The sequence below is a fragment of the Streptomyces sp. JLBT605 genome, from assembly GCF_058215555.1.
Genome location: NZ_CM177087.1, coordinates 6,088,070 through 6,100,875 on the forward strand (window position 1 = coordinate 6,088,070; position 12,806 = coordinate 6,100,875).

The following is a 12,806-nucleotide window of genomic DNA, read 5'->3' on the forward strand; positions in this document are numbered from 1 at the left end:
CCCCCATGCCCATCACCCAGACGGAGATCGCCGCCATGGACGGCGTACTGCGCACCGACTACCAGAGATCCGTCGCCGAGTACTGGAACACCGAGAAGGACCCCGTCAACCTCCGGCTCGGCGAGGTGGACGGCCTCTACCACCACCACTACGGCATCGGCGACTACGACCCCTCGGTCCTGGAGGGCCCCGAGGACACCCGGGACCAGCGCATCATCGAGGAGTTGCACCGTCTGGAGACCGCCCAGGCGGACGTCCTGCTGGACCACCTCGGCGCCGTCGCGGCCACCGACCGGCTGCTCGACGCCGGCTCCGGCCGGGGCGGCACCAGCATCATGGCCAACGCCCGGTTCGGCTGCCAGGTGGACGGCGTGACCATCTCCGAGGCGCAGGTCCGCTTCGCGGGCGATCAGGCCGAGCGGCGGGGCGTGGCCGACCAGGTGCGGTTCCACTTCCGGAACATGCTCGACACCGGGTTCGACAGCGGCTCCCGGCGCGGCATCTGGACCAACGAGACCACCATGTACGTGGACCTCTTCGAGCTCTACGGCGAGTTCTCCCGGCTGCTGGAGTACGGCGGCCGGTATGTGTGCGTCACCGGGTGTTCCAATGACGTCACCGGCATGCGGTCCAAGGCCGTCAGCCGCATCGACGAGCACTACACCTGCAACATCCACCCGCGCAGCGAGTACTTCCGGGCCATGGCGGCCAACAACCTGGTCCCGATGCAGGTGGTCGACCTGACCGCCGCCACCATCCCGTACTGGGAGCTGCGGGCCCGGTCCTCGGTCGCCACCGGCATCGAGGAGGCGTTCCTGACGGCGTACAAGGAGGGCAGCTTCCACTACCTGCTCATCGCCGCCGACCGGATCTGACCCGCTGCCGGGCCGTTCCCGTCCGCCCCTCGAAGGGCCCAGGTCGCCGACCTGGGCCCTTCCGCGCGAGGCTGCCGCCGCCGGCCGGGGGTTCGGCCATCGCGGCAGGTTTGCACAAGGCGCGCCTGTCATATCGCAATAAAAGGTGACTCACTGTCCTATGGTGACCCGCGAGACGTCTGCGGAAGGGACTCCAGGGAGTGAGGCTTTTGCGGAAGAGCGGGCCGGGCGCCGTGACGGCGGGCGTGGCGGCGGTCGTCCTGGGCGCCTCGGCCCTGACGGCCTGCGGCTCGGACGGCGACTCCGAGCCCTCTGGCGGACCGTCCACCGTCACCACTGCCACGACCGCCACCACCACGGCCACCGCCGGTGCCGACGGCATCGACTGCGGCAAGGCGGCCGCGCTGCGGGCCTCCGGTTCGACGGCGCAGGCGTACGCGATGCGGTTCTGGATCCGGAACTACACCCGCGCCTGCCCCGGTACCCGTATCGACTACCGGGCCACCGGTTCCGGGACGGGCCAAGCCGACTTCCTGGCCGGTCGGACAGCGTTCGCCGGCTCCGACTCGGTGCTGAGCGACGCTCAGGTCAAGCAGTCCAAAAGCGTCTGCTCCGACGGCGGCCACGCCGTCCACCTGCCGGTGCTCGGGGGCCCGATCGCGGTCGGCTTCCACCTCCCGGGCGTCAGCCGACTGGTCCTGGACGCCCCCGCCCTCGCCCGGCTGTTCACCGGGGAGATCGACAAGTGGAACGACCCGGCGATCGCGAAGCTCAACCCGGGCGTGAAGCTGCCGTCCCTGCCGGTGACGGCCTTCCACCGATCCGACTCCTCCGGTACGACGGACAACTTCACCGCCTACCTGAGCGCCGCCGCCCCCGGCGCCTGGACACACGGCCACAGCAAGGAGTGGAAGCCGGCCGGCGGCCGCTCCGCCGACGGCTCCGCCGGGCTCGCCGCGCAGGTGAAGCGGACCGACGGCGCGATCGGCTACTTCGAACTGTCCTACGCGGTGGCCCGGTCGGTCCCCACCGCCTCCATCGACACCGGCGCGCCCTCCCCGGCCGAGGCCAATGTCCTCGCGGCCTCCAAGGCGATCGCCGACGCCAGGATCGCCGGCAGCGGCAGCGATCTGGTGCTCCGGCTCGACTACGCGACCAAGGAATCCGGCGCCTACCCGATCGACCTGGTCACCTACGAGATCGTCTGCGACAAGGGGAACAAGGCGTCGACCTGGCCCGCCCTCAAGTCGTTCCTGACCTACATCGCCGGTTCCCGGGGCCAGGAAGACCTGAGTTTCCAGGGCTATGCGACGCTTCCGGCTCCCATCGTGGACCGGGTCCGCAAGGAGATCGCCAAGCTGTCCTGACCCCCGTGCGCCCCGGGAGCGGCGGCAGGCTCAGCGCGCGCCGGGCAGGAAGGCCAGGCCGTGGGCGCCCGGCTCGCCCGCCCGGTCGACCGTGAGGGTGGAGACCACCCGCAGCTGCCGCAGGTCCACCACGGTCACCGTGGAGGACATGACGTTGGAGACATAGCCGAAAGCGCCGTCCGGCGACGAGGTGATGGTGAGCGGGAACTGCCCGACCCGCACCTGCCCGACCTGCTCGAAGGTGTCGGGGGCGAAGACGGTCAGCACACCGTCGGTCTGCGCCCCCAGGCGCCCGCCGGGGCCGTCGGCCATCCGCAGCTCTCCGGCGAGAATCGCGCCGGTCGCGGTGGCGTGCACGGGGAAGACCACCCCTTCGGTGGGCAGCACCCGCACCACCTGGTCCGTGGCGGTGTCGATCACCCGGACGCCCGGGCGCGCGCCGGCGGTGGCGCCGAAGTCGCCCTTGGGCGCGGCGGCGTACACGTACCTGCCGTCCGGGGAGACGTCCAGCCCCTCGCTGCCCGGCACCTCGATCCGGCCGGTCATCCGGTCCTGTTCCAGGTCGACGACGGAGATGAAGGGCGCCTCCTTGTTGGTGGTGTAGCCGCGACGGCCGTCGGGCGTGATCGCGAACCAGTGCGGGCCGGGCGCCACGGTGGAGATCCGGCCGATCCGCTTCCGGTCCCGGGTGTCGAGGACGACGACGCCACCGGGTTCGTCCGACGTGGCCTCGACGCTCACATACAGCCGGGACCGCGCCCGGTCGAGGGCGAGCCCGTGCGGGGCGTGGTCGGGGGCGAGGTCGATGACGTCGACCACCTCGCGGGTGTCCACGTCGATGACGCTGATCTGCGTGGCCCGGCCCTGGTTGGCGTGGTAGTAGCCGGAGACGTAGGTGCTCGCGGCGTACAGCAGCCGCTGGTCGGGGTCGAAGCACAGCTCGTGCGGCTCCGGCGGCAGGGCCAGCACCCCCTGCCGGGCGAAGGTGGTGGCGTCGAAGAAGGTGACGGAGGGGCCGCTCTGGCTGACCACCGCCAGCGTGTCACGGGAGGCGTGGGTGTCGGTGCTGGTGTCGGTGTTGTCCATGTCCGGCATCCTCGGCACCCCGGCCCGTCCCACGCCAATGCCGCCGGGGCAAGGACGAGTTGCGCCCGCCGCAACAATCCTGGTCGCGCCCGGCGGCCGCGATGCCGGCAAGTGACCGGGATCACGGCCGCCGGAAGCGAGGTTCCGTCACGACACGCGCTGGAGCGTCCATGCGTTGGGGTTGAAGCTGGACACGGTGGCGTACCGGCAGCTGTCGCTGTAGTAGGAGGAGCCGGTCTTCACCCAGCCGGCGGGCTGGTACGTGGAGGCGCAGGCGTTGACCGTGGTGCCCACCGGAAGCCCGTTGAGGTCCTTGACCTGCTTGATGTTGGGGCTGCTGCCGGAGCCGCACGACAGGCTGGTGCCCCAGCTGACGTCCACGAAGCCGCTGGGCGTCACTGAACTGGCGCACATGGTGTAGACGTCGCCGGGCGCCGCCGAGGCCGCCGGAGCGGCCAGTGCCAGCCAGGCCGCCGGGCCGAGGAGGACGAGCCCTGTCGCGCGCATGCGTCTCACGTTTGTGTCTCCTGTCGTCAGAAAGAATGGAGTTCGTGTAAAGGAAGCGCTTCACTTAATCGGTTGAAACCCCTCCACCGGGAGCCCATTTCCGGCCGTATCGGGGCACTCGATCACGCCACGCAGGCGGACGGAACGGGCTCAGGGGGGTGGTCGGCGGGACCGCACCCGCCCGGCCAGTGATGTGACGCATGCCATACAACCCCGCGGTGGCCCGGCGTGGTCCCCGGCGTGTGCTGCACTTCTCTGCCGTCCCCGCCACCAGCCGCCTGCCGGCGGCGGGCACCGTCGACCTGACCGTCGTGGTGCCCGCGTACAACGAGGAACGCCGGCTGCCCCGGACCCTCGACGCGATCTGCCGCTATCTGCGCTCCTCGCCCGGCCGGCACGCCGAGTGGGAGGTGATCGTCGTCGACGACGGCTCCACGGACGCCACCGCGGCCGCGGTCCGCGAGGCGGCCGCCGCCGAGCCGCGGATCCGGCTGCTGGGCGCACCGCCGGACTCCGCACCGTCCGCACCCATCACGGGCAACCACGGCAAGGGCCACGCCCTGCGCCTGGGGGTCCTCGCCTCGCGCGGCCGCCGGGTGCTGGTCACCGACGCCGATCTGGCCACCCCCATCGAGGAACTGGCCCTGCTGCACGACCGGCTCGACGCCGGCAGCGCCGCCGCGATCGGCTCCCGCGCCCGGCCCGGCGCCCGCGTCGAGGTACGCCAGCATCGCCTGCGGCAGTGGTCCGGCCGAGCCGGCAACCGGGTGATCCGGGCGCTCGCGGTGCCCGGCGTCGGCGACACCCAGTGCGGCTTCAAGCTCTTCGACGGCGACCGGGCGCGGGCGGCCTTCGGACGCTCCCGGGTCGACGGCTGGGGCATCGACGTGGAAATCCTGCGGATGTTCCAGGACGCCGGCTGGCCGGTGGCCGAGGTGCCGGTGCGCTGGGCACACCAGCCCGGCTCCAAGGTGCGTGCCCTGGACTACCTCCGGGTGCTCCTGGAACTCCTCCGCCTGCGGACCCGGGGCGCGCTGGACCGGGTACGGCCGGCCGACCGGGTGGTGGTGCTCGGCTATCTGCTGGCTTCCGTCTGGCTCTTCAAAGGCCTGTGGGCCGACCTCGACCGGGCCTATCTCGCCGACAGCGGACAGGACCAGAACCAGTGGGAGTGGTTCTTCGCGGTCACCGCCCACCATGTCGTCGAGTTGCACGACCCGTTCTTCACCACCCTGCAGAACCACCCGCTCGGTGTGAACCTGATGGCGAACACCGCCATGCTGGGGCTGTCCATCCCACTGGCGCCCGTCACCCTGCTCCTCGGCCCGGCCGTCACCTGGGCCCTGGTGCTGACCTGCGGCATGGCCGCCACCGCGGCCGCCTGGTACTGGCTGCTGGTCAAACGCTTCGTACGGTCGCGCCGCGCCGCGGCCGTCGGCGGCGCGCTGTGCGCCTTCGCGCCCCCGATGGTCTCGCACGCCAACGCCCACCCGAACTTCGCGGTGCTCTTCATGATGCCGCTGATCGTCGACCGGCTGCTGCGACTGTGCGAAGCGCGTCTCCCGGACGCGCCCAGCCGCTGGGGCGAGGACGGCGGGGGAGCGCCGGACCGCACCCTCCGGGACGGCGTGATCCTCGGCCTCCTCCTCACCTACCAGGTCTTCCTCGGTGAGGAAGCGCTGCTGCTGGCCGCCGTCACCCTGCTGATCTTCGCCGTGGCGTACGCCGCCGCGCGCCCCGCCGTGGCCCGCGCCGCGCTGCGCCCGCTGGCCCGCGGCCTGGCGGTCGCGGCGGGCGTCAGCCTGCTGCTGCTCGCCTATCCACTGGGCCGCCAGTTCTTCGGCGCGCAGAGCTACACCAGCGTGCTGCACGGCTCGACCGGCAACTCCCCGCGCGCACTGGTGGAGTTCGCCGGCCGCTCGCTCGCCGGAGATCCGGCCACCGCCGACACCCTCGCCCTCAACCGCACCGAGCAGAACGCCTTCTTCGGCTGGCCGCTCCTCGCGCTGGCCACCGTCGTGGTGGTCTGGCTGTGGCGGGAACCGAAGGTGCGGGCGCTGGCGGGGGCGGCGTTCGGCGCCATGCTGCTCTCCCTGGGCCGCACCATCCCCGTCCCCGGCACGGACGCCGAACTGCCCGGGCCATGGCGGCTGCTCGCGGACCGCCCGCTCTTCGAGTCGGTCATCGAGTCGCGGATGGCCATGGCGGCCGCCCCCGCGCTCGGCATCCTCATCGCCCTCGCCTGCGACCGCCTGCACGCCCGGCCCGTCCCTTCCACCGGCCGCGCCGCCCCGGCCGGGCAACCCGAAGCCTCCGCCGAGCGCCGCACCGCCGGGGCGTGGGCGCTGCCGGCCGTGGGATGGCTGGCGGTCGCCGCCGCCCTGCTCCCCATCGCGCCGACCCCGCTGACCACCGTCGCCCGGCCCAGTGTCCCCGCGTTCGTCGCCGACGGAATCTGGCGCGACTACGTACCGGACGGCCGCACCCTGGTCCCCGTGCCGGTGCCCGAGCCCGGCCGCGCGGAGGCCCTGCACTGGCAGACCACCGCCGACCTCGGCTTCTCCCTCCCCGGCGGCTACTTCAACGGCCCCTACGGCCCGGACCGGATCGGCATCTACGGACCGGTGCCCCGCTACACCTCCTCCCTCCTCAGCGAAGTCGCCCGCACCGGACGGATCCCCGCCATCGGCCCGGAACAACGCCGCGCCGCCCGCGAGGACCTGCGCTTCTGGCGGGCGGGGGTGCTGGTGCTCGCCCCGCAACCAGGCGACGGAGCGCTGCGTGTCACCGTGCAGCGGCTGCTGGGTGCGCCGGGGCGGTGGATCGGAGGGGTCTGGGTGTGGCAGGTACGGATGCGCGAGCCGGGCGAGCGCGGGATCGAGAGCGGCGCGGGCGGGGCGGGGTGAGCCTCGGATGCGGGGGAACGTGAGCGGGACGACATGATCGGGGCCGGACCGGCGGAGCGGACGGAGGCCGAGCGGGCGTACACCGAGTACGTCACCGCCAGGCTGCCCGCGCTCCGCCGGGTCGCACACCTGCTCTGCAAGGACGCCCACCGTGCCGACGACGTCGTACAGGCGACGCTCACCAGGCTCTACGTCCACTGGCGGCGCGCCCGCGCGGCCGATGACCTGGACCGGTATGTGCACACCATGCTCGTCCGGTGCTTCCTCAACGAGCAGCGGCTCGGCTGGGCCCGGGTCCGGCTGTCCGGGGCCCCACAGGAGACCCCGGGGCTGCCACCCGCCGCCGGGGTGCCGGACATCGAGACGCGCGCCGTGGTGCACACCGCCCTTTCGCGTATCCCGGCGCGGCAGCGCGCGGTGCTCGTGCTCCGCTTCCTGTGCGACCTGCCCGTGGCGGAGGTGGCCCGGATCCTCGGTTGCTCGGAGGGAAATGTGAAGAGCCAGTCCGCCCGCGGCCTTACCCGGCTGCGAGCCCAACTCGGCGGTCAGCTGCCCGCACCAGCGGCCATGGGGGAGAGTGGCGGCCGTGCACGACGATGACCCGGAGCGGGACGCCCTGGAACGGGAGGCGACCCGGCTGCTCTCCCCGCTGCGCGACCTCCGGCCGGGCCCCGACGCCCCAGGAGTGGACGTGGCCCGCGCCGTCCGGCAGGGCCGGCGCCGCAGACGAGCCCGCCGTGCGGCGGTGCCGGCGGTGGCGGCCGTCGGCACGGTGGTGGCCGCGGCCCTGGTCCTGGCCCTGCACGCGCTGCCCGGCAACCGCGGCGCGCCCCCCGCCGACCGCCCGCCCGCCACGGCCCCCTCCCACGTGCGGACCGGGAGCCCGACGTTCCCGGACACCACCTCGCCGCCGGCCCCGTCCGCGACGACGCCGGGCTCCGACCAGTCCACGACCTCACCGGGCGGATCCCCCTCGGGCCGGCCGACCTGGTCCGGCACGGCGACGGCGGGCGCCCCGGGCACGTCCTTCCCCACCACCCCGACGGAGACCGCCACCCCGACGGACGCCGCGCCTCCGGCCACGCCCACCGACTGAGGCGCCAAGGCCCGGCCGGCGGACCGGCGTTGTCAGAGCCTGCTGCCACCATCGCTGTGACGACACGGTCACGGCCGTACGCCCACCCGGGGCGGGCGGCGGGGGAGGAACGATGGGTTCAGCAGACGAGCAGCCGCTCTGCGCGGCATGCGGCGATCCGGCGGCGAGCGGGCAGGGCGAGGAGTTGCTGTTCGGCCGGATGCGCGCCCTGTTACATCAGGGCATCCGCACTTCGCACGCCGTGGCGCACGCCCAGGGGGAAGCCGACAGGGAGGCGGAGGAACCGCCACCGGACTGGCGGGGGATCGGCGCCAACGACTGGCTGGACGCGGAGCTGATCCGTGAGCGGCTGGCCGCCGGCGCCGACCCGGACCGGTTGGCCGACGGCGCGACGGACACCCCGCTGCACCTCGCCGCCACCTACGGCTCGGGCGAGGCGGTCGCCGAACTGGCGCGCCGGGCCCGGGAGGTGGACGCGCCGGACGACGACGGGTGCACGCCCCTGTGGCACGCGGTCTGCCACGGGCGCCGCGGCGCCGCGGCCGCGCTGCTGGCGGCCGGGGCCGACCCGTGGCGCGCCCAGGTGGCGGGCCGCTCACCGGGGCGGTTGGCCCTGACGACCGCACTGGCCCCGCTCTTCGCCGGTCTGCCGGGCGCGGTGCCCCTCACCCAGCGGGAGCGGGCCGCGCAGCGGGAGGCGGACCGGCAGATCGGCGTCTTCCGTGAGCTGATGACCGAGGGGCTGAGCGCGGCCTTCGTCGCCGGGCTGGAGGAGGACGAGGTGATCCGCAGGCTGGGCGCCGCGCCCGAGTCCTGCCCGGTGCTGGATCTCGGCCCGATCCACTTCGAGTGGGACATGCTCGACGACGACCTGGGGGTGGCCGTGACCGGTGTCGACGGCGGCTGCGTCCTCGTCGGATTCGCCGCCTCCGACGACGGCGTACTGCGCCGGTTGTCCGTCGACACCGTCGCCTACGCCGTCTTCTTCAACGGCAAGGGCGGCACCTTCGGCACCCTGGCGCGCGACGGCGACCTCACCGGAGAGGAGATAGGGCTGACCCCGGCGCTCGGCCCGATCGGCGACGAGATCTGGCCGGAAGGGCACTGGCTGTACCGCTTCTGGCAGTCGGGCGAAGGCGCTCCGCACGGCGCCGCGGAGCTGGCGTACGGGTGCGCCGCCGCCGGGATGCGGCTCACCGACGCCCGGCCCCTCAGCGGCCCGCCGCGGCGCTGGGTGCCGCTGGCGGGGGATCCGAGCTGAGCCTCCGGCACCGGCCGACCGCTCGCCCTTCGAAGGGCGCCGGAGCCGGGGCTTGGCACGGTCGGTAGCGGGCTGTCGGCAGGGTGTTGCCGGTTGCCGCGGTGAGTGCGCTCTCCGGGTGCGGGCGAGGGCGGGCCTGGGACGGGCCAGGTGGTGCGGATGCGGAGGAGTGGATGCACGCTGGTAGCAGAAATCGCCGGAGGTGATCGTCATGACGCAGACCGCGGGATGGCATGTGGAGCTGGAATTCGACGAGAACACGGAGCGCACCCGTGCGGCCGCTCTGCTGCGACTCGCCGACGGGACCGAGGTGCGGGCCAAGGGAAACGCACACCGGGCACCCGCCGACAAGAATCAGCCACGGGTCGGTGAGGAGATCGCCGGGGCCAGGGCGCTGAAGGACATCGCGACGCAGCTGCTGACCAAGGCACACGACGAGATCGACGAGGCGTCCGGCCGGACGTCACACCCGCTCACCTGAGCGCCGGCCGGTCCGCTGACACGGTCTGACCCGGTGCCCCGGCGTGCCTGCCGCCGGGGCGCGGGCCGGGCCGCGCTCAGACCGGTTCGGGCTTGGTCCCCCGCCACATCCCGGCCCGGGCACGCCTCCCCGCCGGCAGGACCTTCGGCCGGCCGACGCGTCCGCGGCCGAAGGGCCTGAGAACCAGGTACACGGCCCATTCGACGAGCGCGTACAACCCGAGCCAGACGAGCAGGACCACGGCCGGCACGGCGAGGAAGGCCACCGAGAAGGCGGAGACCAGGAACCACAGCACGGCCTCGCCCGGCTTGATCCTCGACAGCCGTGACGCGGCCCGCACCGCCGCCCACATCATCCAGCGCCGCAGCAAAGGCACCTCGAGTTCACCCATGGCGCGGCGGAAGATGCCGTCGGCGTCCGACCGGTCGGCCAGTGAGGGATTGCGGCACAGGAAGTCGTGGAGGATGGCGGCTTTGGTGTACCGGCCGTACGTCGGGAACAGCCAGACGAAGATCCGTGGCACCGAGGCGAAATCGGTGACGAATCCGGCCGGAACCCGGAAGGTGGCCTCGGCCGCCTCATATGTCAGCGGACCGAGCAACCGCCAGTCGGTGTCGGTCACCTGTGCCACTTCGACATCGCCGTCGGTAAAAGGCATGGCGCGGCCCTCGCTGCAGAACTCGGTGGAACCCTTGATAAGGGCGAGAGGGAATTCTCTGACAACTCGATGCCCATTTCCCCGGCTGTTTTAACAACTCACCGCCATCGGTGACGGCTTGGCGCGACGCCGGTCCGCCGAGCGGGTCCGGTGCGGCGGGGTGGGCCCGGCCGCGAGGGCCGGGAGGCGTACGGCAGGATGACAGATCACGTCGGGCCGCCGTCTTCACGTGCCGCGGCGTGGCCGCACACCCCATGCACAAGCAGGTGACGAGTGAGAACACAGCAGGCCGACATCCCGGCGGTCCCAGCCGCCACACAGCCGGAAGCCGTCCGCGGCGGAGCGTGCAGCGCCTCGGCGCCGGCCACGCCTTCCGGCATACCGGGAGGGGACCGGTGAACCGGGGGCTCACCCTCCATGACCTGATGATCGTCGGGGCCGCGCTGGCCGCCGGCGTGGTGGTGGGCCAGCTGCTGCGCATCGCGCTGCGCTGGCTGGGCGAGCGGGCGCGCCGGACCCGGTGGAAGGGCGACGACATCATCGTCGACATCCTGAGCGCCCTGGCGCCCTGGGCCGCGCTGGCCGCCGGCGCGTCGGCGGCGGCCGCCGCCCTGCCGCTGACCGGGCCGGTCCGCCACACCGTCGACCAGGTGCTGGTCGCCGCGCTCATCCTGATCGTCACGATCACCGCGGCCCGCGTCGTCGCCGACCTCGTGAGGTCGATGGCGCTCTCCCGCTCCGGAGTCGCCGGAACCGCCACCATCTTCGTCAACCTCACCCGTATCGCGGTGCTGGCGATGGGCTCCCTCATCCTGCTGGAGACGGTGGGCATTTCCATCGCCCCGCTGCTGACCGCGCTGGGCGTGGGAGGACTCGCGGTCGCCCTCGCCTTGCAGGACACCTTGGCCAACCTCTTCGCCGGGGTGCACATTCTGGCCTCGAAGACGGTGCAGCCCGGCCATTACATCCGGCTCAGCAGTGGCGAGGAGGGCTATGTCGTCGATATCAACTGGCGCAACACCGTGATCCGGCAGTTGTCCGACAACCTCGTCATCATTCCGAACGCGCGGCTCGCCGACGCGATCACGACCAACTGCCACCAGCCCGATGAGCAGATGTCGATACTCATTCAGGTGCGAGTCGGCTACGGAAGCGATCTCGAACACGTGGAGCGGGTGACCATCGAGATCGCCGATAAGGTGATGGCCGAGGTGGCCGGTGGCGTCCCCGGTCATGAACCGGCCGTGCGATTCCACACCTTCGGGGAATCCGGCATCGGTTTCTCGGTCATTCTGCGGACCGTGGAGTACGCCGATCAGTATCTGATCAAGCATGAATTCATGAAGCGGCTGCACCGGCGCTACGGCGAGGAGGGCATCGAGATCCCGCTGCCGGTGCGCACCGTCGTGCTGCACCAGCAGGAGGACGTGCCGCTGTCCTCGCTCACCTGCTGACCGCGCGTGCCGATGACGCCGGCTGAGCACACCCGCTGACCGCGCCCGGAGACGACGAGGGCCTGCCGGTGACCCGAAGGTCACCGGCAGGCCCTCATGGCTGTGCCGGGTGGACTACCGCTGGAAGGCGTAGTCCATCAGCTTCTTGGCGTCGGTCGCCCGGTTGGCCGGCGAAGAGGAGGCCAGGACCGTGCCGATGACCGTCTTGCCGTTCCGGGTGGCGGCGAACACCAGGCAGTACTTGGCCTCCGGGCCGGAGCCGGTCTTGACACCGATGGCTCCGGAGTAGCTGCCGAGCAGCGGATTGGTGTTCTCCCAATCCATGTAGCGGTAGCCGCCGTTGCTCGTGGTGACCTTCTGCCGGGTCGACTTGGTCTTCACGACGGTGCGGAAGGTGGAGTTCTTCATCGCGCTGCTGGCGAGCTTCGTCAGGTCGCGCGGTGTCGAGTAGTTCGCACCGTGCCCGATGCCGTCGAACGAGTCGAAGTGCGTGTTCCGCATGCCGAGGCTCTCGGCGGTGGCGTTCATCTTGCCGATGAACGACTTCACCCGCGCGGCCCGCGTCGAGCCGGTGCCGAACTTGTCGGCCAGCGCGTACGCCGCGTCGCAGCCGGACGGCAGCATCAGCCCGTACAGCAGCTGGCGGACGGTGACCTTGTCGCCGACGATCAGACGGGCCGAGGAGGCCCAGTTGTTGTCGACGATGTAGTCGCTGTACGCCTTCTGGACCTTGACCTTGGCGTCAAGGTCGAGGTTCCGCTGGGCCAGCACCACCCGAGCGGTCATGATCTTGGTGGTGGAGCCGGTGGAAAGGCGGGTGTCCGCGGCCTTGCCGTAGAGGGACGCCCCCGTCCCGTTGTTCATCACGAAACCGCCCTTGGCGGTGATCGAGGGTGTCCTGAGGGCCGCGGCCTGTGCCGTGGTGGTGCTCGTGGCCGTCGCGGCCTGCGCCGGTGCGGTGAACGCGCCGGCCGCCAGGACGGCTCCCGCGGTGACGGCAACCGCTGAGGCGCAGCGGATGCCCTTCATGCCAGTCTTCAAAATGAGTACTCCAAGTGCCCTGCCATGGGGCCACCGAAAAGTGTGGCTGACTCCTAAGACGGGCGAGAGGCGCG

12 protein-coding genes are annotated in these 12,806 nt (G+C 72.2%); 8 read left to right on the forward strand and 4 right to left on the reverse strand.

Annotation, left to right across the window (positions count from 1 at the left end):
- Positions 1-5 precede the first annotated feature (5 nt).
- Positions 6-875, forward strand: coding sequence for a geranyl diphosphate 2-C-methyltransferase (locus tag AC4BDD_RS26630; RefSeq protein WP_490687993.1), 870 nt, complete (start codon positions 6-8; stop codon positions 873-875).
- A 200-nt stretch (positions 876-1,075) separates the two neighbouring features.
- Entirely contained in the window at positions 1,076-2,242 is a 1,167-nt protein-coding gene (gene pstS, locus AC4BDD_RS26635) for a phosphate ABC transporter substrate-binding protein PstS (RefSeq protein WP_490687994.1), read from the forward strand.
- A 30-nt stretch (positions 2,243-2,272) separates the two neighbouring features.
- Here the strand turns inward: pstS and AC4BDD_RS26640 are convergent, their stop codons facing one another.
- Positions 2,273-3,328, reverse strand: a complete 1,056-nt coding sequence (locus AC4BDD_RS26640) for a YncE family protein (protein ID WP_490687995.1) — start codon at positions 3,326-3,328, stop codon at positions 2,273-2,275.
- A 147-nt stretch (positions 3,329-3,475) separates the two neighbouring features.
- Positions 3,476-3,835 (reverse strand): hypothetical protein, encoded by a 360-nt coding sequence (locus AC4BDD_RS26645; protein ID WP_490691947.1) that lies wholly within the window; start codon positions 3,833-3,835, stop codon positions 3,476-3,478.
- Positions 3,836-4,035: 200 nt separating this feature from the next.
- Here AC4BDD_RS26645 and AC4BDD_RS26650 point away from each other — a divergent pair, with 200 nt between their 5' ends.
- From AC4BDD_RS26650 to AC4BDD_RS26670, 5 genes are all read left to right on the forward strand, one after another.
- Positions 4,036-6,741, forward strand: coding sequence for a glycosyltransferase (locus AC4BDD_RS26650; protein ID WP_490687996.1), 2,706 nt, complete (start codon positions 4,036-4,038; stop codon positions 6,739-6,741).
- 33 nt (positions 6,742-6,774) lie between these two features.
- On the forward strand, positions 6,775-7,341 hold the full coding sequence (locus AC4BDD_RS26655) for a SigE family RNA polymerase sigma factor (RefSeq protein WP_490687997.1): 567 nt from the start codon (positions 6,775-6,777) through the stop codon (positions 7,339-7,341).
- Entirely contained in the window at positions 7,328-7,837 is a 510-nt protein-coding gene (locus AC4BDD_RS26660) for a hypothetical protein (protein ID WP_490687998.1), read from the forward strand. Before AC4BDD_RS26655 ends, AC4BDD_RS26660 begins: the two co-directional genes overlap by 14 nt.
- A 112-nt stretch (positions 7,838-7,949) precedes the next feature.
- Positions 7,950-9,098 carry an ankyrin repeat domain-containing protein gene (locus tag AC4BDD_RS26665; protein ID WP_490687999.1) on the forward strand — a complete coding sequence of 383 codons (1,149 nt, stop codon included), beginning with the start codon at positions 7,950-7,952 and terminating at the stop codon, positions 9,096-9,098.
- Between the two features lie 211 nt (positions 9,099-9,309).
- Positions 9,310-9,579 carry a DUF1876 domain-containing protein gene (locus AC4BDD_RS26670; RefSeq protein ID WP_490688000.1) on the forward strand — a complete coding sequence of 90 codons (270 nt, stop codon included), beginning with the start codon at positions 9,310-9,312 and terminating at the stop codon, positions 9,577-9,579.
- Between the two features lie 76 nt (positions 9,580-9,655).
- On the opposite strand, the gene AC4BDD_RS26675 is transcribed toward AC4BDD_RS26670, so the two are convergent.
- Complete coding sequence (locus tag AC4BDD_RS26675; RefSeq protein WP_490688001.1) at positions 9,656-10,237, reverse strand: DUF1353 domain-containing protein; 582 nt, start codon at positions 10,235-10,237, stop codon at positions 9,656-9,658.
- Between the two features lie 395 nt (positions 10,238-10,632).
- Between AC4BDD_RS26675 and AC4BDD_RS26680 the strand changes: the two genes are divergently transcribed.
- Positions 10,633-11,691, forward strand: a complete 1,059-nt coding sequence (locus AC4BDD_RS26680) for a mechanosensitive ion channel family protein (protein WP_490688002.1) — start codon at positions 10,633-10,635, stop codon at positions 11,689-11,691.
- Between the two features lie 114 nt (positions 11,692-11,805).
- Here the strand turns inward: AC4BDD_RS26680 and AC4BDD_RS26685 are convergent, their stop codons facing one another.
- Positions 11,806-12,720, reverse strand: a complete 915-nt coding sequence (locus AC4BDD_RS26685; protein ID WP_490688003.1) for a D-alanyl-D-alanine carboxypeptidase family protein — start codon at positions 12,718-12,720, stop codon at positions 11,806-11,808.
- Positions 12,721-12,806: the final 86 nt, after the last annotated feature.